This window comes from Arthrobacter sp. G.S.26, assembly GCF_050847375.1.
Lineage (GTDB): Bacteria > Actinomycetota > Actinomycetes > Actinomycetales > Micrococcaceae > Arthrobacter.
In genome coordinates this window covers 1,244,850-1,268,507 of sequence record NZ_CP193752.1, presented here as the reverse complement: position 1 = coordinate 1,268,507, position 23,658 = coordinate 1,244,850, and the positions used below count along the sequence as shown (strand labels likewise).

Sequence of the window (23,658 nt, the reverse complement as noted above, 5' to 3'; positions counted from 1 at the left end):
GCGGCTCAGATGGCGCTGCTGGACCGGTTTCCCCGACATCTCCTGAACCCCCGGGGCTGGGGCATGCTGGCAGCGGGCGGGGTGGCCCTTGGGGCGGCCTTCGTTATGGGCCGCCGGGACCTGCTGACCCTGGGCATCCTGTTGCTGGTCCTGCCTTTTATCTCGCTGGCAGGGATCCGGCTGGTCAAGCCCAGGTTCCAGGTCTACCGCGAGTTTCATCCGTCCCCTGTGGAAACCTCTGCGCCCGCCACCGTCCGGCTGGCGGTGGCGCGGAAGGATCCCGGCAGCGGCCGGGCCACCATGGAGGAACGGCTGCCTTCCCGGTTCGGTGAGTCCCCCATGTTCCGGTTCCCCGCCCGGTCAGCTGCCGGCGGCACCAGCCGGTACGAATACCACCTCCGCTCGGCCCAACGCGGCCAGTTCCGGATCGGTCCGGTCATGGCCGAGTTCTCGGACCCCTTCGGCCTGTCCACGCACCGGCAGGCCATTGACGACGGCGACATCCTCACGGTCACGCCGGCCGCCGTGGTGCTGCCCCTGACAGGACTGGCCGGGGCGCGCGGTAACGACGGCATCACGGCCACCCGGATCCGGGCCAACCCCAGCGACGATGACGTTATGACCCGCGAATACCGGCACGGCGACCCCATGCGCAGGGTCCATTGGGCTGCCACGGCCCGGCACGGGGCGTTGATGGTGCGGCAGGAGGAATCGGTCACCACACCGGAGGCCACCTTGATCCTCGACCACCGGTTCGGCGCCTTCGCCGGCAGTACCGGGCCGTCCCCCGCAGCGAAGCAGGCCCGGCAGCAGGCCAGGGGCGGGCAGTCGATGCCTACCAGCGACACCTTCGAGTGGGCGGTGGTGGCGGCGATGTCCATCGCCGCGCACCTCACCGAACGCAACTATGTGCTGCGCCTGCTGGACCCCAGGGGCGAGCCGGCGTTCCTGCACTCACCGTCTGCGCCGGATCCCGCTGCCGAGGAGTTCACCGGCAGCGCCGGTCTGCAGTCGATCGCCGAAAGCCTCGCCGCCATCGCCCTGTCCGGCTCCGGCCACACCCGTGATGGCTCTTTGTGGGACTTCGCGAACCGCACTGACCCCCGAGGCGGCCAGGACGCAGGTCCGGCCCCGTTTGATGACCAGTTGATGGACAAGCTTTCCGCCCACCGGATGCGCGGGCCGCTGATCGCCGTGCTGGGCCGGATCTCCGCAGAGGAAGCCCTGGCCCTTGCTCCGGCCGCCGGGTACGGCACCAACGCGTTCGCCCTGGTGGTGGCTGAGAAGCCTGGCGACCAGGCAGACGTTCTCGAGGTCCTCCGCCAGGGTGGCTGGCGTGCTGTAGCTGTGGCCCCCGCCGTCCCGGTTGCTTCGGCGTGGGCAGGCTTCGACGGGGACGACGCCGTTGCCGCCACCCCTGCGGCTGAGGTCCGGCGCGGGGCGGGGGTGGCCAGATGACGCTGGCGCCACCGCGGACCCCGGGACAGGGCCAGCAGCAGGACAACGGGGCGGGCGCCGCACCCCGCCGCGCCCGGGTGGGCCTTTTTCCGTGGGCCATGGCAGCAGCCGTTGCGCTGGCTGTCTGCGGCGCCGCGCTGTCCCTTAACGGTGTGCTCCGGGGCTGGAACTGGTATCTTCCCGTCCTGACCACGGTCCTCGTGGTCAGCTTCACGTTGGCAGCGCTCCGCGGGCTGCGCGCCCAGCCGTTGCTGGTGACGTTCGGCGGGTTCCTGGCCCTCGGCGGCATCCTGACGCTCACGTTCTTCCGCAGTTCCAGCATCCTCGGTGTCATTCCCGGCGGCGCCACCTTCGGCGAACTCGACCGGCTGATCGGGCGCGCCAGCGAAACAGTGCTGTCGGAAACGGCGCCCGTGGCGCCCAATGCGGGCATTGTGATGGTTGTGTGCGCCGTCCTGGGCCTCACGGTGATCCTGGTGGATGCCCTCGCGGTGCCGCTGGGCATGCCTGCAGCCACGGGCGCTGCCCTGCTGGCGCTGCTGGTGGTCCCTGCCATGATCAAGCCGCAAAGCGTCGGTTTCTGGGGGTTTGTTGCCACCGTGGCCGGGTACTTGCTGATTTTGGGTTGCAGCCAGTGGTTTGCACCCGGATTTGGTACGCAGACAGACGCCGCCGGCAGCACGGGACACCTGCGCCGTGCTGCCCTCACCGGCTCCGTGGCGCTGGTGGCTGCCCTGCTGGTTCCCGCCGTCATCCCCGGTTTCGACCAGGGTACGTTCCCGCAGGGCTCAAGGCTCAACCCGTGGGGCACCTCCACCGGCCTGAACCCCATGATTACGCTGGGCAACAGCCTGCGGACCCCTGACGGCACCGGACGCATCACCTATGCCACCAACGCCACGTCCCCGCTGTATCTCCGCACGGTCACCGTGGAAAATTTTGACGGCGATTCCTGGGGCCCGGATGACCGGAATGAGTCCCGGATACGGCTGGCCGGCCCGATTGATCCCGGCTACCAGGTCCTGGCCGATGCGCAGCAACGCCAGGTGACAGCCATCGACACCGGCTCACTCAGCAGCAACTACCTGCCGGCGCCTTATGCCCCCGAGACGGTGCGGGGCCTGAACGGCCAGTGGACGTGGGACCCGGCAACGCTCAGCATCAAGGGCACCGACACCACATCCCGGCGTCAGGACTACATCGTCACCTCGTCCGCTCCTGCCCTGACCCCGGCGCTCCTGGCCCGGTCCACGGGTCCCGCGCAGGACATTTCCGACACCTTCACCAGAGTTCCGGGGAATGTCCCCGCCAGTGTCCGCAGCACCGCCGAGACCGTGGCCGGCGCTGCCGGAACGCAGTACCAAAAGGCGATGGCCATCCAGAAATACCTGCGGTCCGCGGATTTCACTTATTCCCTCCAGTCCCCTGTTCAGGGCGGCTACGACGGCAACGGGCTTTCGGTGCTGGCGGACTTCCTGGAGCAGAAGAGCGGATACTGCGTCCACTACGCCTCCGCTATGGCGGTGATGGCCCGGCTCCAGGGCATCCCCAGCCGTATCGCCGTGGGCTACGCGCCCGGCCGGCTGACCGGTGAAACGGTGCCCGTGGCAGGGCAGGGCCCGCTGTCCGAATACGAGGTGGATGGCCGCGACGCGCACGCCTGGCCCGAGCTGTACTTCCAGGGCCTCGGCTGGGTCCCGTTTGAGCCCACCCCGTCCCGGGGCGTCGTTCCCACCTACGCCACCGAGGCGTCGGCGCCGGGGACGGCCGATTCGCTGGACAACAACGATGACCTCCTTCCCGAACCGGGCCAGGTCCCTTCCCCGGCCCCCAGCGTTTCCGCGGCTCCGGTCCCGCAGGACAACGGAACGGCCGACGCCGGTCCCCGCCTGCTGCCTTGGCTGCTGGGCGCCGGTGGTGTCCTGGCCGGCGGCCTGCTGCTGGCATCGCCGTTCCTGCTGCGGACCGGAATCCGGGCCCGCCGGCTCCGGCCCCGCAACGCAACTGCCGCTGCTCCCCTGGCCTGGGCCGAGCTGGCGGACCTTGGCACGGACTACGGCCTGCCGCCCGGGCCCAGTGAGACCCCGCGTGCGTACTCCGCACGGCTCCGCCGTTCCCTGCTGGGCGAACCGGACGGGATGGACCGCGCGGCGAACCTGGCTGCTGCCGCGCTGACCACCGGTTACGAGCGGAACCAGTACGGCCCGCCGGAGGCTGCAGGTTTGGGCCCGGCCAATCAGGAGGCCACAAATCCAGAGGCTGCAAATCCGGAGCCTGCCGGGCCGGCGAACCCGGCCAGCCCGCGGGACCACATCGACGCGCTCCAGGCGGCCCTCCGGGCCAATGCCGGCGGTCCGCGCCGTTTCATCGCCACCTGGGTCCCGCCGTCGGTGATGCGGCGGCTCGGATTCCTCACCGGCGCACCCTTCAGGGCCGTGGGCCGGGGTGTCCGGGGAACAGCACAGGCCGCCGCGCGCTCCTGGCGGGGAGCACGCGGCGGCCTGCGGTAGCCCGGCAAGACTTTGCCGGGCTACCCGGGTTAGCCGGCGTAGGGGTCTGCGATGCCGATGTACTGCGTGTAGAGGTACTCCTCGATGCCTTCGAGGCCGCCTTCGCGGCCAAGGCCGGACTGCTTGACGCCGCCGAAGGGTGCCGCTGCGTTGGAAATAACGCCGGCGTTCAGGCCCAGCATGCCGGTTTCAAGCCGTTCACCCATCCGGATGCCGCGGTTGAGGTCCTTGGTGAAGACGTAGGCCACCAGCCCGTATTCGGTGTTGTTGGCCAGCCGGACAGCATCATCCTCGGTGCTGAAAGTGATGATCGGTGCGACGGGTCCGAAGATTTCCTCGGCCAGGATCCGGGTACCTTCGGTGACGCCGGACAGGATGGTGGGCTGGTAGAAGTAGCCGGGGCCCTCCACCGGGCTGCCGCCCAGGACTGCGGTGGCGCCGGCGGCGACGGCATCCGAGACCAGCTCGTGGACTTTGTCGCGGCTCTTGGCGTCGATCAGCGGGCCAACCTTCGATTCGGGTTCGGTGCCCCGGGCCGTGGTCATGTCCTTCATCTTGGCGGCGAACTTTTCCGCGAATTCCGCGGCGACGGATTCGTGGACAATGAAGCGGTTGGCGGCCGTGCAGGCCTCACCCATGTTCCGCAGCTTGGCCAGCATGGCCCCTGCTACGGCAGCGTCGATGTCGGCGTCTTCGAAGACCAGGAACGGGGCGTTGCCGCCGAGCTCCATGGAGGTCCGCAGGACAGTTTCGGAAGCATCGGACAGCAGCCGGCGGCCCACCTCTGTGGAACCGGTGAAGGACAGCTTCCGCAGCCGGGAGTCCTTGATCAGCGGACCGGTGGTGGCCCCGGCGGTGGAGGTGGGGATGACGTTCAGGACGCCGGCCGGCAGCCCGGCTTCCATCATCACGGCGGCGAACAGCTGGGAAGTCAGCGGGGTGAGATTCGCCGACTTCAGGACCATGGTGCAGCCGGCGGCCACGGCCGGGGCGATCTTGCGGGTGGCCATGGCCAGCGGGAAGTTCCAGGGCGTGATCAGCAGGCAGGGGCCTACCGGCTTTTTGGTGACCAGCAGCCGGGACTTGCCGTCCGGGGAAACGGAGTAGCGGCCAAAGGCGCGCACTGCCTCTTCGGAGAACCAGCGCAGGAACTCGGCGCCGTAGGTGACCTCACCGCGGGCCTCGGCCAGCGGCTTGCCCATTTCCAGGGTCATCAGCAGGGCGAAATCTTCTGCGCGTTCGGTCACCAGGTCGAAGGCCCGGCGCAGAATCTCGCCTCGTTCGCGCGGCGGGACCTTGGCCCACGATTCCTGTGCCGCGGCGGCAGCGTCCAGGGCGGCGGCACCGTCTTCGGCGCCGGCGTCGGCGAGGCTCAGCAGGACCTTTCCCGTTGCCGGATCCTCGACGTCGAACGTCTTGCCCGAAGCGGCGGCACGCCACTCGCCGTTGATCAGCAGGCCGGTGGGAACCGAGGCCAGAAGGCTGCTTTCGCGCTCGGCGGTTACGGCCGGCAGTGCAGTGACAGTCACGATGACTCCCTCGTCAGTAGGGGTTGTTGCAACCCACGGGCGCGGCCGGAAGTGACCGGGCTCATTGGGCTGATTAACAGTCACCCTACTGCCGCGGTTTCGTCCGGGTCTACGCCTGCACGCACTGCCAAATGCCGATCCGGCTGTGCACCTGCACAACCGCAGGGCCGTGCCGCGGCGGCAGGGGGGGGCCGGGCTCAGCGGGCGGCGAGGACTGCCGAATAAAGTTCCCGCTTGCTGACCCTGACGTCTTCGGCGACTGCCGCCACAGCCTCCTTGAGCCGGATGCCCTGGGCCATCAGCTCGTTGACTGCGGCAACATGATCCTCCGGTGTTCCGGCTGCCTGCTCCGGGGCACCGCCGAGCACCACCGCGATCTCGCCGCGGACCTCATTGCCCTCCGCCCACAGCAGGAGCTCGCCCAGCGTTCCCCGGATGACTTCCTCGTAGGTTTTGGTCAGTTCACGGCAGACGGCGATGGGCCGGTCGGGGCCGAACCGTTCGCGAAGGGCCCGGAGCATAACCTCCAGCCGGTGCGGGGCCTCGAAGAACACCATGGTGCGGCGTTCCGCGGCGAGGTCCGCCAGCCGGGACGCCCGTTCGCCGGCCTTCCGGGGCAGGAAACCCTCGAAGCAGAACCTGTCGGTGGGCAGGCCGGACAAGGCCAGCGCGGTCAGCACTGCGGAGGGTCCCGGCGCGGCGGTGACCGTGAGTCCGGCGGCAACCGCTCCCGCAACCAGGCGGAAGCCCGGATCGGACACGGCCGGCATGCCGGCGTCGGTAACCATCAGCAGCGTGCTTCCCGCCCGCACCTGGTCCAGCAGTTCCCCGGTTTTGGCCGCCTCATTATGCTCGTGGTAGCTGATGACGCGGCCGGTCACGGTAACGCCAAGTCCCTGGACCAGCCGGTGCAGGCGGCGGGTGTCTTCGGCGGCCACGATGTCAGCCGTGGCCAGGAGCTCCACCAACCGGGCCGAGGCATCACCGGTGTTTCCGATCGGGGTGGCCGCAAGCACGATGCGTCCCACGGTTGGCGTGCCGGAATCCGGGCGGGTGCTGGGGTTAGGTTCCACGCCCCAAGCCTACTGCCGCGGCGGACTGCCAGCTGCAAAAGGTAGCATGGGGCCCGTGACGCAGACCTCCACCCGGCCGGCAGGAGCCGGCGAAGCCGCACCGGTCGCCTCTCCCGGACACCAAGCCCGCCGGCCGTGGGTGGCCCGGCCCGCCGCGGCGTTCACAGCCGAAGCGCTGCAGGCCCGGCTGCTGGGCAGCGCCGGCAGGTGGCGCGACTATCCGCTGTCGCTGCGGCTGTGGTTTGTCCTGGTCCCGGCCCTCACCACCGTGGTGGCCGGGGCGCTCCGCTTTGTCCGTCTTGGCGAGCCGCACAAGCTGGTTTTCGACGAAACCTATTACGTCAAGGACGCCTACTCCTACCTGGTCAGCGGCTATGAGCGCAGCTGGCCGGACAAGGCCAACGATTCGTTCAACGCCGGCAACCCGGCCATCCTGCTGGACACCCCCGAATACGTGGTCCACCCGCCGGTGGGCAAATGGATGATCGCTGCCGGCATGTGGCTTTTCGGGCCCGAAAATCCGTTCGGGTGGCGGTTTGCGGCCGCCCTGACAGGCACCCTCTCGGTGCTGCTGATTTCCCTGGTCGCCCTCAAGCTGTTCCGGTCCCTGCCGCTGGCAGGCGCGGCAGGGCTGCTCCTGGCCGTTGACGGCCACCACCTGGTGATGTCCCGGACATCGCTGCTGGACATCTTCTTGATGTTTTGGGTCCTGGCGGCCTTCGGTGCCCTGCTGATGGACCGTGACGATGGCCGGCGCCGGCTCGCTGCCCGGCTGGGCACGGCGGCGACGGCGCAGGGTGGACTGCCTGCGTCGGCCGTGCTGCTGTCCGGACCCTGGCTGGGGATCCGCTGGTGGCGCATCGCAGCCGGTGTCTGCCTGGGCCTGGCCGTGGGCACCAAATGGTCCGGGCTGTTTTTCCTGGCCGGGTTCGGTCTGCTGACGGTCCTGTGGGACCTCAGCGCCCGTCGGGTGGCGGGCATCCGCGGCTGGATCAGCGCCGGAATCATCAAGGACGGCCTGCCGGCGTTCCTCAGCATGGTGCCCGTGGCCGGCGCTGTCTACACCGCCACGTGGGCCGGCTGGTTCGCCTCCCGGGACGCCTACTTCCGTAACTGGGCCCAGGCCAACCCGTCCACGGAATGGGGCTGGCTGCCGGGCCCCCTCCGGTCCCTGGCCCACTACCATCTTGAGGCGTACAAGTTCCATCAGGGGCTGGGCTCGGAACACCCGTATGAGGCAAGCGCCTGGAGCTGGCTGGTGATGGGCCGGCCCACATCGTTCTTCTACGAATCCCCGCCGCAGGGCACCGGGGCGTGCGATGTGGCCAAGTGCACCTCAGCCATCCTCTCCGTTGGCAATCCGCTGATCTGGTGGACGGCCGCGGCCTCCCTGGTGGTGCTCCTTTTCTGGTGGGCCGGGCGGCGGGACTGGCGCGCCGGCGCGGTGCTGGCAGGCATGGCCGCGGGGTACCTGCCGTGGTTCATGTACCCCGAGCGGACCATGTTCTACTTCTATGCGGTCTCCTTCGAGCCGTTTCTGGTCCTGGCCCTGGTCTACTGCCTGGGACTGGTCCTGGGCAGGCCCGCCGACCCGCCGTGGCGCCGCCGTTCAGGGCTGTATGTGGTGGTGGTATTCCTTGCGGCTGCGGTGTTGCTTTCCGCCTTCTTCTACCCGGTGTGGGCGGCGGAGACCATCCCCTACGACGCGTGGAAGGTCCGCATGTGGATGCCGTCCTGGATCTAGGGCAGGATGGCAGGAACGACCCATCGGCGCCCCTGCCGGGGCGGTGGCAGCGGAACGGAGGCCGGCTGTGAGGGAAGCAAGCACAGCTCTGCTGGTTGAGCTTGACGCCGGCAGCAACGTCACGGACCTGCTGCTGGAGCGGCATGCGGCCAACCCGGCGCACGCGCTGTACCGCCGGAAGGGCCCCAACGGCTGGGTGGACGTGCCGGCCCGGGCGTTCCTCCAGGAAGTCCGGGCGCTGGCCAAGGGCCTGGTGGCCGGCGGCCTGGAGACCGGCGATCCCGTGGCGGTGATGTCCGCCACCTCCTATGAGTGGACAGTTGTTGACTTCGCCATCTGGTTCGCCGGCGGCGTGACCGTCCCCATCTATGAAACCTCCGCACCGGGCCAGGTCGAGTGGATCCTCGAGGACGCCGGAGTCCGCCGTGTGTTCGCCGGCACCAGCGCCCTGGCGGACCTGGTGGGCGGGGTCCTGGCCGGTTCGGACCGGCTGCGGGACCGCCTGGTGGGGGTGGTCCGGATGGATTACGACGGCGATGCCCCCAACCTGGCCAGCCTCGCCGCTGCGGGGGCGGGCGTGGCCGACACTGAGCTGGAGCGGCACCGCACCAGGGCGGGCCTGGCCGACCTGGCGTCGCTGGTCTACACGTCGGGGACCACGGGCAAGCCAAAGGGCTGTGAGATTACGCACGGCAACTTCGCCCTGGTGGCCAGGAACATTGTGGCGTTCCTCCCCGAGGTGCTGCTGCAGGACCAGGCACGGACCCTGATGTTCCTTCCGCTGGCCCATGTCCTGGCCCGTGCCGTGCAGGTGGTGTGCCTCAGTGCCGGCGCCACCCTGGGCCACACGCCGGGAGCTGCCCAACTTTTGGCGGACCTGGAAACCTTCCGCCCCACCTTCCTGCTGGTGGTCCCCCGCATCTTCGAAAAGGTCCGGGCCGGCGCCACCCACAAAGCTGCCGTGGGTGGCAAGGCCCGCCTGTTTGGTGCCGCGGCAGCCACCGCGATCGACTATTCCCGCGAACTGGACAGGCAGGGCCGGGGCCAAGGGACCGGGCCGGGCCTGCTGTGCCGCGCCAGGCACCGGCTCTTCGACAGGCTGGTGTACCCGAAGCTCCGCGCCGCCCTGGGTGGGCAGGTGGCCTTTACGGTCTCCGGCGCCAGCGCCCTGGCCCCCGACGATGCCCACTTTTTCCGCGGCGCCGGAATCCCGGTCCTCGAGGGGTACGGCCTGACCGAAACCACGGCGCCCTGCACCGCGAACACGCCCGGCATGACGCGCGTAGGCACGGTGGGCATCCCCATCCCAGGGACCACCATCCGGGTGGCGGCGGACGGCGAGATCCTGGTCAAGGGCATTGGCGTTTTCCGGGGCTATCACGCCAACCCGCAGGCCAACGCGGACGCCTTTGTGGACGGCTTTTTCCGGACCGGCGACCTGGGCGGGCTGGACGACGACGGATTCCTGACCATCACGGGCCGCAAGAAGGACCTCCTGGTCACGGCCGGTGGTAAAAACGTCGCCCCGGGTCCCCTGGAGGAAAAAGTGCGCGCGCATCCGCTGGTAGCCCATGCGGTGGTGGTGGGCGACGGAAGGCCTTTTGTGGCGGCCCTGGTCACGCTCGACCCCGAAGGGCTGGCCAATTGGCGCTCGGAGCGCGGGCTGCCGCCGTTGACTGTGGCACGGGCCTGCGCGGACCCGGCCATCCGGGCGGCCGTGCAGGAGGCGGTGGACCAGGCAAACCACTTGGTGTCCACCGCCGAGTCCATCCGCTCGTTCGCGCTCCTGGACGCCGATTTCACCGTCGAATCGGGCCACCTGACGCCGTCCCTGAAACTGAAGCGGGCCGCCGTCGTCAGTGGTTTCGCGGCTGAGGTGGCGCGGCTTTACGCCTGATTGGCAGTGGCCGTTGACTCGTTGGGTGCCAGGCCGCGGCGCCGGCGGGTGGGCCACGTCAAGACAAGGGTCACGACTGCTGCCACCAGCACCAACGCACCGATCACAATGCCGGCGTCGATCCAGAACTGCCCCGGGAAGAGGCGGATCAGGGTGTCGTCCAGGCTGAACGTCCAGGTGCCGGCCGCGAAGAAGATCCGGTGAAACTCGGTGAAGAACTGCTGCCAGCCCAGTGCGGCCAGCGTGCCCAGCCCCAGGATCAGGGCCAGCGTGGCGAGGGAACCGGCGAATAGCGCGCGCCGGACGCCGCCGTGGCTGCGTTTACGCAGGTAGAGGATGGCGATCAGGGCCAGCACCAGCAGCAGCACGCCCGCGCCGAACGTGGACAGGATCACCACCTTGACGTCGGCCATGTGGCTGACTTCGCCGTCCTTGAACAATTTGTCTCCGCTGCGGTGCATCAGGTCACCCAGGTAGCGGGGGCCGGACCAGTTGCTCAGGTAGTCCACGGCGTAGGAACCGTAGGTCATCCTGTCGTCGGTGCTGAACCCGTACCCGTCGCCCGGGAAGCCGGGCCGGTTGTACTCCACCCAGAGGAACAGCGGGCTGGTGACGGCGCGGACAGCGAGGATCAGGAGCGTCAGGGGGTAGAACACGGCCAGCAGCACCTGCATCACGCGAGGCAGGACCGGCTTCGCGTTGGCGGCACTTTCGCGCTGGGCGTTGCGGCGTTCCACTTCCTCGTCCGGCGGCCGGACCTGGAGTGCCGAGGTGGGCAGGGGTTCCTTGAACACCGGAGAGGTGCCGCGCGCCGACGGATCAGCGCCGGAGGGCTCGACGGCGGCAGCAGCGGCTTTCCGGCCGGCCCTGCTGTCCGGCTGGCTGGGTGTGACGGGTGTGGCGGGTGTGGCGGGTGTGGCGGGTGTGGCGGGTGTGGCGGGTGTGGCGGGTGTGGCGCCGACGGCGGTTGCAGCCGCTGTTCCCGCAGCCGCGGTACCGGTTGTGGTCTGACCTGGCTTGGCTGCAGCCGAGGGGCCCGCGGCAGCGGTACCGGTTGTGGTCTGACCTGGCTTGGCTGCAGCCGAGGGGCCCGCGGCCGGAGTGCCCGTGGCCGGCTTGCCCGTGGCCGGCTTCTTGTTGCCGGTGGGTTCGGCCGGGGAAAGCCAGGAGAACGCGGGCTCGTCGGTGTCGCCTGAGGTGTCCAGGTGGGGTTCCTGCTGAGGATCGGCGCTTTTGGCGCGGGCCGGTGTTTCGTCTTTCACAGCAGCGTCTCTTCCGTCGGTTTCCGCGCCGCGCTGGGGTCCGCTGGCGCCTGTTTCTGCACCCGAGCCTACCGTCCGCCCTGTTGGCAGGGCGAGAAACCACCCCGCACGGATTACAACGATTCAGGCAGCGATTTCCGTATAGCCTGCGTCCTCGCTGCGCAGGTCACCGCGTTCCCCGGCCAGGAAGGCGCGCCGTCCCCACACCAGGACATAGGTCCAGTAGGCCGCCAGCACGGAGGCGCCGATGCCCAGTTTCGCCCAGACGGGCAGCGGTGAGGGGGTAACAAAACCCTCCACCAGCCCCGAGACGAACAGCACCAGCACCAGACCCAGCGCCACCGTGATCAGGGACCGGCCTTCCCGGGCCACGGCCCTGCCGCGGGTCTGCCGGCCCGGGGACACCATGGCCCAGAAAATCCGGAGCCCCGCAGCACAGGCCACAAACACGGCAGTGAGCTCCATCATTCCGTGCGGCAGGATGTAGCTGAAAAACACATCCGGCTTGCCGGCGGCAACAAACATCCCGGCCGCCACCCCAACCGACTGCGCATTGCTGAACAGGATCATGGGCACCCAGAATCCGGTGATGCCCAGGGCTACGGCCTGGGCGGAGATCCAGGCGTTGTTGGTCCATACGGCGCCTGCGAAGGACGCCGCCGGGTTCTCGGAGTAGTAATCGATGAAGTCGTTGTTGACGTACTGCGCCGCCTCGGCTTCCGAGGCAACCGCCCGCAGCACGTCCGGGTTGGTGCCGATCCACACGGCGAAGGCTGCGGCGACCAGGACGAACGCGGTGCCGCAGGCAAGGGTCAGCCAGGAAATCCGGTACAGGGCCGCCGGCAGGGCAGCGACAAAAAACCTGGCAATGTCGGCCATCGGGTTGCTCCTGGCGCCGGTAAACCGCGTCCGGGCCTGGGCCAGGGTGGCGGACAGGGAAGCGGAAAGCCCGCTCTCGGGCGCCAGCGACCTGATGAGGGACAGGTGGGAGGACGTGGACTGGTACAGGGCCAGGAGCTCATCAGCCTCGGGCCCGGTCAACCTGGGTTTATGCGCCAGCCCATGCAGCCGCGACCACTTGTCCGAGTGCACTGCCGAGAAGGCATCCATATCCACGGGACCAGCCTAACCTTCCCGCCGCTAGACTCTGAGTGTCCGCAACGTTCCGGCCGGCGTCCCGCCGGACCGCGCACCCCCGGAAGGGAACATCCGCGTGAGCTCCATCATCACCGGCGAGGCAGTGGTCCTGGAACTGCGGCCCGCGTCCTTTGGCGGCCGGGCCCTGGGCCTGTTCATCGATGTGGCCTGCCACGGTGTGCTGCTGGTGGCCATCCTGATCGGCCTGACATCGGCCGGCGGGGACCTGGACGAGGCTGCTGAGCGTGCCCTGGTCCTGTGCAGCGTGGTGTTTTGCCTTGTGGTGGTCCCGGTGGCGGTGGAAACGCTGAGCCGGGGCAGTTCGCTGGGAAAACTGGCCACCGGGTTGCGTGTGGTCCGCGAGGACGGCGGAGCCATCCGGTTCCGGCATGCAGTCATCCGCGGCCTGACGGGATTCCTGGAAATCTACCTGACTTTGGGCGGCCTGGCGTTGGCCGTGTCCTTGTTCAACGACAAGTCCCGGCGCCTCGGTGACCTGATGGCGGGCACGTACGCGGTCCGCAGCCGTGTTCCGGTGGAACGGGCAGTGCCGATCTTTGTCCCGCCCTGGCTGCGGGCCTGGGTGGAGTCGGCGGATATCGGCCGGCTGCCTGATGCCACCGTCCGGCGCGCCGCCCAGTTCCTGCGGCAGGCGGGCCGGATGACGCCCCTGTCCCGGGCGGGCCTGGCAGCGTCGATCGCCACGGAACTGGCCGCGTATGTTGCCCCGCCCCCGCCGCCGGGCACGGGCCCGGAGGACTACCTGTCAGCCGTTGTGGCCGAACGCCGTCAACGCGAGCTCATCCGGCTGACCCGGTCGCGCCGGCGCAACGCGGACGTGGGCGAAAGGCTGCAGCGGCTGCCCTTCACCGGCTGAGGTCAGTTGTCGTACTCGGCCCACGGGATGTTCCAGTCGCCGAAACCGTCGTCGTTCGCGGCGTAGTCACCTTCGGTGTTGATGATCTGGACGACGTCACCGGTGCCGAGGTTCTCGAAGACCCAGGCGGCGCCGTCGGGAAGGAACCCGATGCAGCCGTGCGAAACGTTGGTGTTCCCGATGAAGGGGAAGGCGGAATCCAGGGCCTGGTGCAGGTACGCGCCGCTGAGGGTGAGCCGGATGGTGTACTCCACGTCCTCCTCGCCGTAGTAGGCGGGGTCCCCTGGCTTGAGGCCGATGCTTGCCGCCCGGAAGTGGTCATATCGTTTTTTCTCCATCAGGACGCCGAACCCGCGGGCCGAAGGGAAGCGCTTGTCCCCCATGCTGACCGGCAGGGTCTTGACCGGCTGGTCGTTCACGCTCAAGGTGAACGTGTGCGCGGTGGCATCCGCGACGGCCACTTTTTTGTCACCGATGGCGATGCTCATTTTTTTGTTGAAATTGGCGATCTGTCCGTTGCCCAGGTCGACGCCGAATAGCTTCATGTCCATGGACACGGTGGAGTTGGCAGCCCAGAACGTCTCGGCCCGGTACCGCACCATGGTGTCGCTGTACCAGTGGAAGGCGCCCACCTGGCCGGCGCTGCTGGTCACGGTGATGGCCTTTTCCACGGCGTCCCGGTTCAGGACGGGTTCGCTGAAGGTGACCTGCAGGGGTTGCCCGACGCCGACTTTCATGCCGTCCAGCGGGTAGATGGCGGCGTCCGCCTCGTGGGAGCTGGAAACCGTGGCGAAGGACCGGGTGGTGCTCGTTTCGCGGCCGGCGCTGTCCTTGAGGACGTACGTGTAGCTGTAGTCGGTGTTGAACTTCAACGCCCCGGTTGCCGCCCAGGAGGTGCCGGCCGGATCGATGCTGCCGTCCACTGCCTCGCCGCCGGTGCTGGTCAGGGAGACCCGTTCGATGGTCCCGTGGTCAACCTTGAGGGACACCGGGGCCGCCGGATTGACCTGCTTGGCGCCGTTGGCCGGTGCCGCGTCAACGCTCACGGGCGTGATGACGGGGGCGGCGATTCCGGGGGACGTCCGGGCTGCGGAGCCGGCCTCTGACTCCAGCGGGGTCCCGGCGAGTCCCGGCGCTACGGCAGCAAACACACCGCCGGCGGCGGCGAGCAGGCACACGGTGGCCACCACCAGAATCTTCTTGACGTTGCCCTTGCGGCGGGGCTTGGTATCAGGCTCCATACATCGATTCTAGGTGGTTGCAAGGAACCCGGGTGCCAGCGGGCACCCGGGTTCCTGGTGGCACGGCTTCGCCGGGCACCGGCGGCGGGACCGCCGGTGCCCGGGCCGTCAGTAGCGGTAGTGCTCGGGCTTGTACGGGCCTGCGGCGTCGATGTCCAGGTATTGGGCCTGGTCCTTGGACAGTTCGGTCAGCTCCACGCCCAGGGCGTCCAGGTGGAGGCGGGCCACCTTTTCGTCCAGGATCTTGGGCAGGACATAGACCTGGTTTTCGTATTCGCGCTCGTCGGCCGGCTGGTCCTTCTTGGTCCACAGCTCGATCTGGGCGATGGTCTGGTTCGCGAAGGAGTTGCTCATAACGAACGACGGGTGGCCCGTGGCGTTGCCGAGGTTAAGCAGGCGGCCCTCGGACAGGACAATGATGGACCGCTCGGAGTCCGTGCCTTCCGAAAGGACCCATTCGTGGACCTGCGGCTTGATTTCGACCTTTTTGACGCCGGGGATCCGGGCCAGGCCGGCCATGTCGATTTCATTGTCGAAGTGGCCGATGTTGCCCACGATGGCTTTGTTTTTCATGCCCGCCATATGGTCGGCCATGATGACGTCCTTGTTGCCGGTGGTGGTGATGAAGATGTCACCGAGGGCCAGGACGGACTCCAGTTTTGCCACCTGGTACCCGTCCATTGCCGCCTGCAGTGCACAGATGGGGTCAATCTCGGTGACGATCACGCGTGAACCCTGGCCGCGGAGGGCCTCTGCCGCGCCCTTGCCCACGTCGCCGTAGCCGCAGACGACGGCGACCTTGCCGCCCATCAGCACGTCCGTGGCGCGGTTGATGCCGTCCGGGAGGGAGTGCCGGATGCCGTATTTGTTGTCGAACTTGCTCTTGGTGACCGAGTCGTTGACGTTGATGGCCGGGAAGAGGAGCTTGCCCTGCGCAGCGAGCTGGTAGAGGCGCAGCACGCCCGTGGTGGTTTCCTCGCTGACGCCCTTGATCGTGCCGGCGATGCGGCCCCACTTCTGCGGGTCGGCGGCGAGGGAACGGCGGATGACGTCCAGGAAGATGACGTGCTCGTCGGAGTCATTGGCGTCCGTGGCGGGGACAGCGCCTGCGGCTTCGAACTCAACGCCCTTGTGCACCAGCATGGTGGCGTCGCCGCCGTCATCCAGGATCATGTTGGGTCCGAGGTCCGGGTTTGTGTCCGCACCGGGCCAGGTGAGGATCTGCTCTGCCGTCCACCAGTACTCCTCCAGCGACTCACCCTTCCAGGCGAAGACCGGGACGCCGGCGGGCTGGTCCACGGTGCCCGTGCCCACAACGACGGCGGCGGCGGCCTCGTCCTGGGTGGAGAAGATGTTGCAGGAGGCCCAGCGGACTTCGGCGCCGAGGGCGGTCAGGGTCTCGATCAGCACAGCCGTCTGCACGGTCATGTGGAGGGAACCGGCGATCCGGGCGCCCTTGAGCGGCTGGGTGGGACCGAATTCCTCGCGCAGGGACATCAGGCCCGGCATTTCGTGTTCTGCGAGGCGGATCTGGTGCCGTCCGGCCTCTGCCAGGGAAATGTCGGCAACCTTGTAATCAAAAGTCATAGTGGTCCTTAATTCTGGATCTGATGTGCTGGTTCCGCGCTACGGCGCGGCGGTGCCGGCGGGATCGTGCTGGTCCGAGCCGGCCCTGGTGGCTGCTGCGAGCAGTTCCGGCGGCAGGAGCAGCGGGATGCCGTCCTGGATGGCGTAGCGCGGCGCAGCGCCGGCTTCCCCGGCGTTGGTGGCCACCAGTTCCTCGCCCTCCTGGACCAGGGGTGAGCCGGTCACGGGGCAACGCAGGACTGACAACAGCTCGGGACTGATCTTTGGCATTTGTTCATGCTCCCTGGCGGGCGCGCTCGCGCCGGTAGCGGACTGACGTACAGCGTCCAGCCTACCGCCCGCCGCGCCTCAGGACGGTTCCCGGAGGACGCGCAGGTGGCCCCTGCGGGTTCCCTCGGTTCCTGCCGGAGCTTCCAGCGCCGTGTGGGGGCCACGCTGGGCGGAAGGCCGCTGCTGCGGGGAAGGCTGGGCTGCCGCCTCGCGGACGGCGTCGGCCAGGGCGAGCAGGTCGTCGGGGCCTGGCTGCTGCGGTGTGGTGGGCATGGCCAGACGGAGTACTTCCCAGCCCCGGGGAACGGTCAGGGAGCCGGCGTGCTGGCTGCACAGGTCATAGCAGTGGGGTTCGGCGTAGGTGGCCAGGGGCCCGAGGACCGCGGTGGAATCCGCGTAGACGTAGGTCAGCGTCGCTACCGCTGACTGGCGGCAGGCGGATCTTGAACACTGACGGATAGCTCCCACGACAGCCCAGACTACCGGGCCGGCAGCCGGAACCCGCGCATTGGCGCGCGGCCGCGCGCATCGGGCTGCTCCGGCGATCCTGTCGCGTAATCCAGGTGCCGGGTTTACAGTCAATGTATGCAGTCATCGAACCAGGAATCAGCATTTACGGTCCGGTTGGCTGACCCGGAAGCCCACAGGGATCCGGGCACCGGATCAGCAGGCCGCGGCTTCACTGCCCGCCGCCGTAACCGCCACGGGCGTGGCCTGCGCGGCGAGGTGATGCTTCCCGCCCACCCCGGCTACCGCACCCGCTCGGACCGCTTTGATGACATGGTGATGGAATCGGCGCAGCGTTTGCACGACATCTGGGGGAAAACCCTGGACGGTGTCCGTTTCGGGGTGGATGAGATTCCGCCCAACCTTGAGCAGTTGGCGGCCGCAGCTTCCCACGTGCCCATGGGCGCGTCCGCGCCGGCCACGGCCGACGACGGCCCCATGATCACCGTGTACCGGCGGGTGGTGGAGCAGGGCACCGCGAGTTCCGACGAACTGCAGGACCTGGTACATGATGTGGTGGTGGAGTACACCGCGGAGATGCTGGGCGTGGCACCGGAAACCCTGGACCCGGTGTACCGGCGCCGCTACTGAGCCGCGCCGGCCCCCGGCAGCCTGGGTCAGTAGCCCAGTGCCACCGGAACGCTTTCCTGGCCGGCTGCCGCCGGCATAAAGGCCAGCGACGAAATGTCGTTCCGGCCATCCTGCTGCAGCAGCAACGCCCCGTACGCGGCATCCCCGGAAGCGGAGACAACGTAGCCCACAACGTCGGCGCCGTCGGTCTTCTCCGGAATGGTGATGGCCGCGGTGGTGCCGCCGGCAATGTCCGCCGTTGCCGGGGCCCGGACCTTGCCGTCCGACGTGACAGCGGCGTAGGTGATGCTGGCGCGCGCGTCGAGGGCCCCGAATACCAGTTGCCGGACGCCGCCCAGCGGCACGGGCACGACGTGCTGGCTGCCGAGCCGGACACCTGACGGCGCCCAGGCCACGTCTGATTCCTTCTCTGCGTCGACGCCCCGGCTCATCCGCGCCGCGGCCACAAAGGAGACATCCGAGGATGCAGCAACCGTGTATTGGCCGGCCGGGACGCCGGCCAGCGGCACCTCGGTGACGGCGCCGGCCTTGGCGGTGACTACGCCGCCGTCGGGCAGTGCCTTCTGGCCGTCCCGCCCGTACAGGCTGATCTCCACCACGGCATCTGAAGGGCCGGGCACTGTGAGCTGAAGGACGGGGCCGGCGTCGTCGTAGCCGGATTTTCCGGTCATCGCTGTGACTGCTGCGGGGGCCTGGATGTCGACGCCGGTCATGACCTGGCGTGTGGACGGTGCGGTTCCGGGTGCGATGAAATCGACGCCGCCGGGGGTAAGTCCCCGGAGGACACTTTGCTGGATGACGGCGGCCACAGGTCCGCCCGCGCTGCGGACGTGGACGCTGAGCTGTTCTTCGGATGGGGCCAGGCCGGCAAGGATGACCGAACGCGTGGTTCCCGGCGCCACCAGGAGGCCGCGGCTGCCCGGGGCCTGGATCTGGCCCGAGGCACCAAAGAGTTCAAGGCTGACAGTGGCCGGCGTGGTGGACGCGTTGGAGAGCACCAGGACGGATGTCCGCCCTACGGTGGTCCGCGCTCCGGCCAGCCACTGGTCATTGGCTGGCTGCTGGCAGTTGGTGGCGGCCGTGCCGCGAAGGTCACCGTCAGTGGCGGAGAACTTCAGGGCAGCAGCCGCCGATGCCTTCTGGTTTGCGACGGGGTCGGCCTGGAGCACGGAGGCCTGGTCCGTGGCACGGCCGGCGACGATGCCCGCAAGGGTTTCCTGGGGGGCGCTGTCCTTGGCGGGTGCGCCTGGCTCCTTGGCAATTTCGACGGCGGTGGCCCCGTCGAGGCGGGACAGCCGGCTGGCAGGAAGCACGCCGGCTGACCCCAGGACCACTCCCGTGACGGTGGTGGCCGCGGTGGCGGATTCGGGGCTGAACTGGGGGTCGGTGCCGGCTTGGGTGCCCTCGAGCAGACGGGCGGGCCCGGGGCAGACGCCAATGCTGGTGCCGGCGGGAACGGTGGCCGCCACAGCCGCCAGGTCGCGGTTGGACGCGGGGCCCAGCAGGGACCCTGCGGCCACCACGGCCCCTGCGGCTGCCAGCACCAGCGCGGACGCGGCAAATCCTGCCGCCGCGGCTTTGCGCCGTTTTCCGGCGGGACGCACGGGGGCCTCCGCCGGGGTCCCGGCCGCCGGGGCGGGGGGTTGCGGAGCTGTGGGCTTGGCCGGTGCTGTGGCCTGGCCCGCTGCGGGGGTGGTGTTCTCACGCATTCTGTTGTTCCTTACGCAAAGAGCCCTCGCCACGTGAAAGGCCGGTCCGTGGCCGCGGCGCCGGCAGTGGGATGGCCAGCAGGATGGTCAGGCCGATCACCGTCAGCTGGGCTATTCCGGCCCAGGGCCCCCAGGGGTTTTCGTAACGGACAGTCAGTTGGCCGGCGGCGGTGGGAAGGGCAAAGGCCTGCGACCAGCCGGAGGTGGCGGTGGGGAGCTTTTGGCCGTCCAGCCACGCGCTCCAGTGCGGATCGGCCCGTTCAGCAAGGACAAGCAGCCGGCCGTCCGGCCCGGCAGGGATTGCGGCGTCGACGTCGGTGGCTGCGGACGGCACCATGGCAATCGCTGCCCCGCCGCCGTCGACAATCCTCACCCTGTGGGCAACCTCGGCAGCCTGGTTGGCGGGCTGGTTGAGGGGCGTGATGCGCCACAGCCAGCCCATGTCCGTCTGGCCCACCGCGACGAGTCCGGGCACGGCGTCCATGCGGCTCGCGGTCAGCTGCGCGGCGGAATCGGCGGCGCGGAGCACCACAAACCCGGCTCCCAGCTGTTCCAGGTCCGCGCGCGGGTCCACGCCCTGGCCCGCCACGAGCGTTGCCACAACCCGGCGGATCGAAGCGGTCACGCCGTCGTCGTCGCGAACGGTTTCGGCGCCCGGCGCGCCGATGATGTTCCGTGCTGAAGCGATCGCTGACAGGCTGTCCAGCGTGGTGCCGGCGCCGCGCTGGAGCGCAGCATCGATGGTGCCGTCGTCGCGGGTGCTGATCAGGAGGGTCCGGGTTTGTTCCGGACCTGTCCCCCGGTCGATTGCAGTGGCCGGCAGGGTCCGCGGGGTGGCGGGAACCACCAGCCGCGGGGTGCCCAGCGGCTGGCCCTCGGCGTCTGCCGCAGGCGCTGCCGCTGCGGCGGGATCCGTGCCCAGCAGGTTCTGGGCGGACCAGGCGGCCATGCCGGCGAGGGGGCCGGCCAGGACCAGGACCAGGCCGGCGGCCACGGCCACCCGAACCCCTGCCCGCTTACGGGGATTGTGGGCGGCGGCACGGTCGGCCAGCGAGAGGAGCTGCTCGGCGCCGAGCAGGCCGGCGCCCAGCAGGGCAAAGGCCGCTGCCGAGACAGCGGGCCCGGTAAACGGCACCACCAGGGTGTCCGCGCCGGCCGCGGTGGCCACCTGGCCGGCGAGCCAGCCGCCGGCAAGGGCTATCGCGGCTGCTGACCACAGTGACCGGACCGTTTTGGCGCGGCGGCCTGTGATGAACAGCCCCACAACAGCGAGGAGCAGGATGGGGACGGCAACCAGGCCGGCGAGCACCGGGGCCCAGGGAACAGTGCCGCCATCGAAGACGGAAAGCCCGGCCAGGCCGCCGTCAAGGCCGAACCGCAGGGGCTGGCCCAGGAGCTGCTGCCACAGGGGTGCGGCTTCGAAGGCCAGGGGCAGGCCTGGATCGGCGAGGAGGGCGCGGGGCCGGTCCAGCACGGACAGGCCAAACGGAATAAACAGGGCAGCGGCGGGCAGCAGGGCCCACCACACGGTCCGGCCGCGGCGGCCCAGCAACAGTCCGCACAGCACCACCACGGCCACGGCAGGCACCAGCAGTGCCGGGGCCGAAGCCGCGATGACGGCCAATGCCAGGCCGGCGGCGGCCGCAGCTGTCCAGGACGGGGTGCCGTTGATGCCGGGCCGGATGGGTGGCTTGTTTCCTGTCCTGCGGTCGCCGGGGGCGGGCATGGTGAATCGTCCGTGGCCTACCGCTGAGCCTGTGGCCCGGAGCAGCGCGAGGGCAAACAGGGGAATCATCAGGTGCGCGATCAACGCACCGGCGCGGCCCTGGTTAAGTGCCACCTGCAGGGCCGGGGCAGCGGCCCAGAACAAAGCGGCGGCCAGCCGGAGCCTGCGGCGGACGGTAAGGCCGCCGGTCGCGAACCAGGCAGTGAGTCCGGAAAACGGGGTGCTGAGCAGCAACAGCCACGCCAGGGCGGCGTTGGCGTCGCCGCCGCCGATGACGCCAAGGACCCACAGGACGTATCCGAAGGGGTCGCCACGGCCCGGCAGCCCGGCGCCGAGGCCCACCCACCAGCTGGAGGCATGGTGCCAGATGTCGCCCAGGCCGGCGGAGACGGGGATCAGCGCACCACCGGATACGGCGTCGGCGCGGAACAGGCCGGCGAGGCCAAGCAGGGCGGCGACCGCGGCGACAATAACGGCAGCAAGGGCGCCGTTGCCCACCCAACCTCGCTTGGTGGTGGCCAGGGCGGCAAAATCATCAGCGGCGTCTCCCGTGGGCTGGTTGGCCAGCGGATCGTGTTCCAGCTCGTCCGCCGGAGTGTTGTCGGATCCCAGCGCCTCCATGAGGGACCGCCGGTGGCTCCACACCTCCCGGCGGGGGGTCTGCAGCTTCCGGATCACGGAACGCCGGATCCTCCGGGTTTTCCGCGCAGCCCCCCTGGCGCGGGCAACGGCCCGGGGCCGGGCCAGGGCAGCGCAGGTCGCGGCCAGCTGGGACAGGCCGTACCCGGGATCCTTGACCAGGATGCTGAGGACGAACTTGAAGAGGCTGCCCAGCAGGGCGCCAACAGCGTGGACCGGGACCAGCCAGGCCGGTGCGTGCTTGAGCCGCAGGTGGACCTGGGCTTTCCTGGCAGCGGCAGCGTTGCCCAGGGCATGCGGCCGGTGGGCCACATGGAACATCCTGGCCGAAGGCACCACCACCACGCGGTGCCCGGCCAGGCGGTTGCGCCAGCAGAAATCGACGTCGTCGCCGCTGCCGGGAAGCGCCGGGTCGAAGCCGCCCAGCTGCTCCCAGACGTCGCGGCGCACCAGCATCCCGGCGGAATTCACCGCGAAAGTATCACTTCGCCCGTCGTACTGGCCCTGGTCCAGTTCCTCGGCGTCAATCAGGGTCAGCCGTTCAGCCCAGCGGCTCGTTGAAAGGCCCACGTCAATGAGGTGGCGTTCCGCGTCCCAGTCCAGCTGCTTACAGCCGGCCACGGTCACGGACGGCGCCCGCTCCACTGCCATGAGCAGCTCGGCCAGCGCCTCCGGCGCCGGCGCGGCGTCGTCATGGAGCAGCCAGATCCACTCCGGGCGTGCGTTTTCGGCGGCGGCATGCCATGGCGACAGCCCGGCAAGGCCGGCCTGCACGGCAGCGCCCATACCGCCCTTGACCCGGTCATGGGCCACAACGTGCGCGGCGCCGAGGGCCCCGGCAAGGAGCTGCTGCGATTCGTCGCGGGAGCCGGCATCCACACCGATGGCGCGGTCAACCGGCCGGGTCTGTTCCGCCAGGGCGGAGAGGGTCCTGGGGAGATAGGCACTGCCGTTGTGGGCGACCACAACGGCAGTGACATAAACGTCCTGAAGAATTAGACTGCCCGCTTCCTAAGCCGCCGGCGCTCGCGCTCGGACAGGCCACCCCAAATGCCAAACCGTTCATCGTTGGCCAGCGCATACTCAAGGCACTGCGACCTTACGTTGCACGCACCGCAAACCTTTTTGGCGTCCCGGGTTGAGCCGCCTTTTTCCGGAAAAAACGCCTCGGGATCCGTCTGGGCGCACAAGGCGTCAGTCTGCCACCCCAGCTCCCCTTCGTCGTCGAAGTCCTGCTGGAACGGCAGGCCCAGCCATTCCGGCTGCGTCGCGGCGGAAATGGCCAGTTCCATGGGCGGGTCGAGTTCGTCCTCGGGATCCGCGCCGCTGGAGAGGGCTTCATGGGCTGCCAGGAACGCGGTGGCCTGCTGGTCAAGGCTGCCGCCGGAATTCCGGTTGTAGCGTTCGGCGGCGTCAGGATCTGCAGGATCCACATACCAATCGCCGGGCACGCCCCGTGCACGGTATTTGGCTGTCGCCTGACCGGCGACAATGCCATCTTCCTGGATTCGCTCTGCTTGCCCCACGGCGACCCTCCTGCTGTTGCGGCTACTGCCTGGATACGTGGACACTCGGTTGTGTGCCGGTATTTACGCAGTTGCCTTAGATATCTAATTACACGTGTGTAACTTGGGTGAGTCAAGCCGGAGCCGGGATAATAATCACTCCGAACCCCCAACGCGCGCACGCCACGCCGATCATTTCGTGGCGTGTCGCACGGCCCTCGTGCAGGTCAGCGCGGTTCCCGGCAGCTGCGGCCCTGATTTCCCGGCAATCGGGCACCTTCGGGCAACGCCCCGCCGGGATGGACGTCACTCCGGTGAGAGGCAAGTCACAGGCCTGCTGCACCGGAATGGTCCCGGCCTGCTGGCGCACGGAGGGCTGCCCGGTGGCAGGATGGA

Annotated in this window: 17 protein-coding genes; 6 read left to right on the top strand and 11 right to left on the bottom strand. The window is 69.1% G+C overall.

Annotated features, from left to right (window positions below; translation table 11 throughout):
• Positions 1-9 precede the first annotated feature (9 nt).
• Positions 10-1,458, top strand: coding sequence for a DUF58 domain-containing protein (locus ACRB8A_RS05870; protein WP_432245819.1), 1,449 nt, complete (start codon positions 10-12; stop codon positions 1,456-1,458).
• Entirely contained in the window at positions 1,455-3,968 is a 2,514-nt protein-coding gene (locus ACRB8A_RS05865) for a transglutaminaseTgpA domain-containing protein (RefSeq protein ID WP_432245818.1), read from the top strand. The genes ACRB8A_RS05870 and ACRB8A_RS05865 overlap by 4 nt, the downstream gene beginning before the upstream one ends.
• Before the next feature lie 29 nt (positions 3,969-3,997).
• Here the strand turns inward: ACRB8A_RS05865 and ACRB8A_RS05860 are convergent, their stop codons facing one another.
• Positions 3,998-5,497: an NAD-dependent succinate-semialdehyde dehydrogenase gene (locus ACRB8A_RS05860; protein ID WP_050686242.1), complete on the bottom strand. Its 1,500-nt coding sequence runs from the start codon at positions 5,495-5,497 to the stop codon at positions 3,998-4,000.
• Between the two features lie 197 nt (positions 5,498-5,694).
• Positions 5,695-6,570 (bottom strand): 16S rRNA (cytidine(1402)-2'-O)-methyltransferase, encoded by an 876-nt coding sequence (rsmI, locus tag ACRB8A_RS05855; protein ID WP_056597974.1) that lies wholly within the window; start codon positions 6,568-6,570, stop codon positions 5,695-5,697.
• A 46-nt stretch (positions 6,571-6,616) separates the two neighbouring features.
• Here rsmI and ACRB8A_RS05850 point away from each other — a divergent pair, with 46 nt between their 5' ends.
• Positions 6,617-8,314 carry a dolichyl-phosphate-mannose--protein mannosyltransferase gene (locus ACRB8A_RS05850; protein WP_432245817.1) on the top strand — a complete coding sequence of 566 codons (1,698 nt, stop codon included), beginning with the start codon at positions 6,617-6,619 and terminating at the stop codon, positions 8,312-8,314.
• Positions 8,315-8,381: 67 nt separating this feature from the next.
• On the top strand, positions 8,382-10,211 hold the full coding sequence (locus tag ACRB8A_RS05845; protein WP_432245816.1) for an AMP-dependent synthetase/ligase: 1,830 nt from the start codon (positions 8,382-8,384) through the stop codon (positions 10,209-10,211).
• Here ACRB8A_RS05845 and ACRB8A_RS05840 read toward each other — a convergent pair.
• Entirely contained in the window at positions 10,202-11,473 is a 1,272-nt protein-coding gene (locus ACRB8A_RS05840) for a TIGR01906 family membrane protein (protein WP_432245815.1), read from the bottom strand. The genes ACRB8A_RS05845 and ACRB8A_RS05840 overlap by 10 nt on opposite strands.
• Positions 11,474-11,596: 123 nt before the next feature.
• A complete protein-coding gene (locus ACRB8A_RS05835; protein ID WP_200933633.1) occupies positions 11,597-12,589 on the bottom strand; it encodes a stage II sporulation protein M in 993 nt (330 codons plus the stop codon).
• Between the two features lie 97 nt (positions 12,590-12,686).
• Here ACRB8A_RS05835 and ACRB8A_RS05830 point away from each other — a divergent pair, with 97 nt between their 5' ends.
• Positions 12,687-13,487: an RDD family protein gene (locus ACRB8A_RS05830; RefSeq protein WP_432245814.1), complete on the top strand. Its 801-nt coding sequence runs from the start codon at positions 12,687-12,689 to the stop codon at positions 13,485-13,487.
• A 2-nt stretch (positions 13,488-13,489) separates the two neighbouring features.
• Here ACRB8A_RS05830 and ACRB8A_RS05825 read toward each other — a convergent pair whose 3' ends face one another.
• From ACRB8A_RS05825 to ACRB8A_RS05810, 4 genes are all read right to left on the bottom strand, one after another.
• Positions 13,490-14,728, bottom strand: a complete 1,239-nt coding sequence (locus tag ACRB8A_RS05825; RefSeq protein ID WP_285241014.1) for a L,D-transpeptidase — start codon at positions 14,726-14,728, stop codon at positions 13,490-13,492.
• Between the two features lie 108 nt (positions 14,729-14,836).
• A complete protein-coding gene (ahcY, locus tag ACRB8A_RS05820; protein ID WP_432245813.1) occupies positions 14,837-16,315 on the bottom strand; it encodes an adenosylhomocysteinase in 1,479 nt (492 codons plus the stop codon).
• A gap of 39 nt (positions 16,316-16,354) precedes the next feature.
• Positions 16,355-16,585 (bottom strand): Trm112 family protein, encoded by a 231-nt coding sequence (locus ACRB8A_RS05815; protein WP_050686220.1) that lies wholly within the window; start codon positions 16,583-16,585, stop codon positions 16,355-16,357.
• Positions 16,586-16,663: 78 nt separating this feature from the next.
• A complete protein-coding gene (locus ACRB8A_RS05810) occupies positions 16,664-17,053 on the bottom strand; it encodes a DUF3499 domain-containing protein (RefSeq protein ID WP_056597962.1) in 390 nt (129 codons plus the stop codon).
• Positions 17,054-17,170: 117 nt separating this feature from the next.
• On the opposite strand from ACRB8A_RS05810, the gene ACRB8A_RS05805 reads away from it, so the two are divergent.
• A complete protein-coding gene (locus ACRB8A_RS05805; protein ID WP_432245812.1) occupies positions 17,171-17,683 on the top strand; it encodes a metallopeptidase family protein in 513 nt (170 codons plus the stop codon).
• A gap of 26 nt (positions 17,684-17,709) precedes the next feature.
• Here ACRB8A_RS05805 and ACRB8A_RS05800 read toward each other — a convergent pair whose 3' ends face one another.
• From ACRB8A_RS05800 to ACRB8A_RS05790, 3 genes are read right to left on the bottom strand one after another with little or no spacing between them, the layout of a single operon-like run.
• On the bottom strand, positions 17,710-19,392 hold the full coding sequence (locus ACRB8A_RS05800) for a DUF5719 family protein (protein WP_432245811.1): 1,683 nt from the start codon (positions 19,390-19,392) through the stop codon (positions 17,710-17,712).
• Positions 19,385-22,723 (bottom strand): glycosyltransferase family 2 protein, encoded by a 3,339-nt coding sequence (locus ACRB8A_RS05795; RefSeq protein WP_432245810.1) that lies wholly within the window; start codon positions 22,721-22,723, stop codon positions 19,385-19,387. Before ACRB8A_RS05795 ends, ACRB8A_RS05800 begins: the two co-directional genes overlap by 8 nt.
• A 29-nt stretch (positions 22,724-22,752) precedes the next feature.
• On the bottom strand, positions 22,753-23,283 hold the full coding sequence (locus tag ACRB8A_RS05790) for a WhiB family transcriptional regulator (protein ID WP_082178404.1): 531 nt from the start codon (positions 23,281-23,283) through the stop codon (positions 22,753-22,755).
• Positions 23,284-23,658: the final 375 nt, after the last annotated feature.

Excerpts from the sequence above, each read along its gene's own strand:
- ACRB8A_RS05870 (WP_432245819.1), top strand. The coding sequence starts at position 10 with ATGGCGCTGCTGGACCGGTTTCCCCGACATCTCCTGAACCCCCGGGGC.
- ACRB8A_RS05865 (WP_432245818.1), top strand. The coding sequence starts at position 1,455 with ATGACGCTGGCGCCACCGCGGACCCCGGGACAGGGCCAGCAGCAGGAC.
- ACRB8A_RS05850 (WP_432245817.1), top strand. The coding sequence starts at position 6,617 with ATGGGGCCCGTGACGCAGACCTCCACCCGGCCGGCAGGAGCCGGCGAA.
- ACRB8A_RS05825 (WP_285241014.1), bottom strand. The coding sequence starts at position 14,728 with ATGGAGCCTGATACCAAGCCCCGCCGCAAGGGCAACGTCAAGAAGATT.
- ahcY (WP_432245813.1), bottom strand. The coding sequence starts at position 16,315 with ATGACTTTTGATTACAAGGTTGCCGACATTTCCCTGGCAGAGGCCGGA.
- ACRB8A_RS05815 (WP_050686220.1), bottom strand. The coding sequence starts at position 16,585 with ATGCCAAAGATCAGTCCCGAGCTGTTGTCAGTCCTGCGTTGCCCCGTG.
- ACRB8A_RS05805 (WP_432245812.1), top strand. The coding sequence starts at position 17,171 with ATGCAGTCATCGAACCAGGAATCAGCATTTACGGTCCGGTTGGCTGAC.
- ACRB8A_RS05800 (WP_432245811.1), bottom strand. The coding sequence starts at position 19,392 with ATGCGTGAGAACACCACCCCCGCAGCGGGCCAGGCCACAGCACCGGCC.